Below are 3,379 nucleotides of genomic sequence, written 5' to 3' on the forward strand. Positions count from 1 at the left end.
CCTGTCGCTGGCCCGCGCCCTGCTGCGCGACGCGCCCTGGCTGCTGCTGGACGAGCCGACCGAGGGCCTGGATGCGGCGACCGAGGCCCGCGTCGTCGCCCGCCTCGACGCCCGTCTGCGCGCCACGGGGCAGGGCCTGGTGCTGGTCAGCCATCGCCAGGCGCCGCTGGCGCTCTGTGAACGGAGCGTCTCGCCAGAGACGGTGTCCCCGGCCGCCGGACCGGCTATAAGCGCGCCCATGACCACGACGGCGACGCTCTAGACGATCATGGCCGCGCCCCAGCGCCCGCCCGCGCCGCTGTACAGCGAGCTTCGCCTCGGCGTCTTCATGGCCGCCGCCGGCCTGGTGGCCGGCTGCGCCCTGCTCTATTTCGCCCTGCCCAGCCGCTACGCCGCCCCGGCGACCTTCCTGCTGTTCGTGCCCTCGGTGCTGATCAGCGCGGCGCTGGGCGGCCTGATCCCCGGCCTGGTGGCCACCATCCTGGCCTCGGCCATGGTCTGGTTCCTGACCTTCTCGCCCCAGCCCGACCAGGCCACGGCCGTCTCCAGCCTGGTGTTCCTGATGATCGGCGTGGGCATGTCGATCGGCGGCGGCTGGTTCCACGCCGCCCGGCGGCGGATGGCCGACATCACCGACCACCTGCGCTCGGTGCTCGACACCGTGCCCGACGCCGTGGTGGTGATCGATCCGCGCGGGATCATGACCTCGTTCAGCCCGGCCGCCGAGCGCCTGTTCGGCTGGAACGCCCAGGAGGTGATCGGCAGGAACGTCAGCATGCTGATGCCCGAGCCGCACCAGACCGCCCACGACGCCTATCTCGAGCGCTACGAGCGCACCGGCGACAAGCGGGTGATCGGCATCGGCCGCATCGTCACCGGCCTGCGCCGCGACGGCACGACCTTTCCGATGGAGCTGGCGGTCGGCGAGACCAAGGGCCCCACCCGCGCCTATACCGGCTTCATCCGCGACCTGACCGAGCGCCACGCCACCGAGAGCCGGCTGCAGGAGCTGCAGGGCGAGCTGGTCCACGTCTCGCGCCTGACGGCCATGGGCGAGATGGCCACCACCCTGGCCCACGAGCTGAACCAGCCGCTGTCGGCGATCGCCAACCTGCTGACCGGCTCGCGCCGGCTGATGGATCGCGGCCGCCCCGAGGATCAGGCCAAGGTGCGCGACGCCATCGACCGCGCCTCGGACCAGGCGCTGCGGGCCGGCGACGTCATCCACCGCATGCGCGAGTTCGTCCGCCGCGGGGCCACCGAGCGCGACGTCGAGAGCCTGTCGGAACTGGTCGACGACGCCCGGGCCTTGGCCCTGATCGGCGTGCGCGAGGGCCAGGCCGAGGTCAGCATCGCCCTGGACCCGGCCTGCGACGCCGTCTTCGCCGACCGGGTGCAGATCCAGCAGGTGCTGGTCAATCTGATCCGCAACGCGGTCGAGGCCATGGACGGCCGCCCGGTCCGCCGCCTGTCGGTGACCAGCCGCCGGCAGGACGACGGGGTCGTCGAGGTGGCCGTGGCCGACACCGGCTCGGGCGTCGACGACGCGTTCCGCGCCCGGCTGTTCGAGCCGTTCATGACCACCAAGGCCGAAGGCATGGGGGTGGGGCTGTCGATCTCGCGCTCGATCATCGAGGCCCACGGCGGCCGCATCTGGGCCGACGCCAATCCCGGCGGCGGCACGATCTTCCGCTTCACCCTGCCGCCCGCCCCAGAACCTACCTCGCACCAAGCCGACAAGACCGACCAGGAGACCACCCGATGAGCGACGCCGTTGTGCACGTGGTCGACGACGACGCCGACGCCCGCGACTCCCTGGCCTTCCTGCTGGAGACGGCCGATTTCCGGGTGCGCACCTATCCCGACGCCCAGGCCTTCCTGGCCGCCCTGCCCACGGCCGAGGCCGGCTGCGTGATCACCGACGTGCGCATGCCCGGCATGTCGGGCCAGGAACTGGTCAAGCGCCTGCGCACCGAGGCCTCTGCCCTGCCGGTGGTGATGATCACCGGCCACGGCGACATCCCCATGGCCGTCGAGGCCATGCGCGACGGCGTGGTGGACTTCATCGAAAAGCCGTTCTCCGAAGCCCGCATCCTGGCGGCCCTGGAGCGCGCCCTGGCCAGCGCCGCCCCGGCCCAGCCGACGGTCAGCGACGACCAGGCCCAGGTGCTGGCGCGGATCGAGACCCTGTCGGAGCGCGAGCGCCAAGTGCTCGACGGCGTGGTGGCCGGCCAGCCCAACAAGATCATCGCCCGCGACCTGGGCATCAGCCCCCGCACGGTCGAGATCTACCGCGCCAAGCTGATGAGCAAGATGCACGCCGACAACCTGGCCGCCCTGGTGCGGATGACGCTGTCGGTGCGGGGCTAGTCGAAACGGCCTGAAGCCGTCTCCAACAAGCCGTGTTATGCTCAGGTAGAGCAACCGGATATAGCGATGCAGACTGACCTGGAGACGATCAAGGGTCGCGTGGTCGAGGCGACGAAGGCCGCGCAGGGCCACCTCGCGATCGACGACGTCGTCATCGAAGCGGCTCGCAACGACGACGGCTCTGACTTCCTGCGCGTCGTGGTCCAGATCAAGCATAGCGACAAGACGGAGGACCGCGATCTCGAAGCGCTGCTCGAAGCGATCGAGGACGCGGTCAGCGCCGTGGACGAGCGCTATCCCAGCGTCAGGTTCGCGGACGCGGCCTAGTGTCGAGCTACGCCGACGATCTCCTGGCCGCCGCTCTGCGGCTTCTCGGGAGGAAGAGCGGACAGCGCGGTAAACTTGCGGGCGCCCGCGTAAGGCGCAGCATCTCGACCACCTATTACGCGCTCTTCCACTTCCTGCTGGAAGAAGTCGGACTAAGAATCGTTGGCTCCCACAACGATCTTCGGCGGCGGCGGCGAATCCTGGCTCGGACGATTTCCCACAAGGGATTGGCGACGACCTTGGACAAGGTTCGCGGTCTCAGCGTGAACGCCTCGATAGAAGAGTTCTTCCTTCTGTCGAACGCCGCGCCGCCCGTAGCCAGCCCTCCGTTCGTGCGCGAACTCGCCAAGGCCTTTCTCGACGCCCAGGCCAAGCGCCACGACGCTGACTACGACATGAACAAGCCGCTGAGCGAGACCGACGCCCGCCTGCTGCGTTCACGCGTAAGAAGCGCCATCAAAGGCTGGCGCGCAGCCAGGTCCGCCTCCGACAAGGATTTCAAGAACGCGCTTTGCGTGCTGATCCTGTTGAGGGGGCAACTGCGCTCAGAGAGCTGAACCCTCCGCCAGCCACGCCCGCAGCAGGCCCGTGGCCTCGTCCGGCCGCTCCATGGCCGGCAGGTGGCCGCAGTCGGCGAAGACGTGCAGGGTCGAGCCGGCGATCCCCTCGTGGATCGCCTGGG

The 3,379-nt window shown here is 69.9% G+C and carries 4 protein-coding genes and 1 pseudogene; all 5 read left to right on the top strand.

Translation table 11 applies throughout. The features are described 5' to 3' along the window. Nucleotides 1–262, top strand: a pseudogene (locus DMC18_RS22590) (amino acid ABC transporter ATP-binding/permease protein); the annotation flags it as partial. A gap of 6 nt (nt 263–268) precedes the next feature. Next, the gene (locus tag DMC18_RS22595; RefSeq protein WP_110119134.1) at nt 269–1,765 is read left to right on the top strand and encodes a PAS domain S-box protein; all 1,497 of its coding nucleotides are present in this window, start codon (nt 269–271) and stop codon (nt 1,763–1,765) included. Then, on the top strand, nt 1,762–2,370 hold the full coding sequence (gene fixJ / locus DMC18_RS22600; RefSeq protein ID WP_110119132.1) for a response regulator FixJ: 609 nt from the start codon (nt 1,762–1,764) through the stop codon (nt 2,368–2,370). Before DMC18_RS22595 ends, fixJ begins: the two co-directional genes overlap by 4 nt. Nucleotides 2,371–2,436: 66 nt before the next feature. Next, on the top strand, nt 2,437–2,697 hold the full coding sequence (locus tag DMC18_RS22605; RefSeq protein ID WP_110119130.1) for a hypothetical protein: 261 nt from the start codon (nt 2,437–2,439) through the stop codon (nt 2,695–2,697). Next, nucleotides 2,697–3,254 (top strand): hypothetical protein, encoded by a 558-nt coding sequence (locus DMC18_RS22610; RefSeq protein ID WP_110119128.1) that lies wholly within the window; start codon nt 2,697–2,699, stop codon nt 3,252–3,254. The genes DMC18_RS22605 and DMC18_RS22610 overlap by 1 nt, the downstream gene beginning before the upstream one ends. Nucleotides 3,255–3,379 lie beyond the last annotated feature (125 nt).

The organism is Caulobacter sp. D5, assembly GCF_003185805.1.
Lineage (GTDB): Bacteria > Pseudomonadota > Alphaproteobacteria > Caulobacterales > Caulobacteraceae > Caulobacter.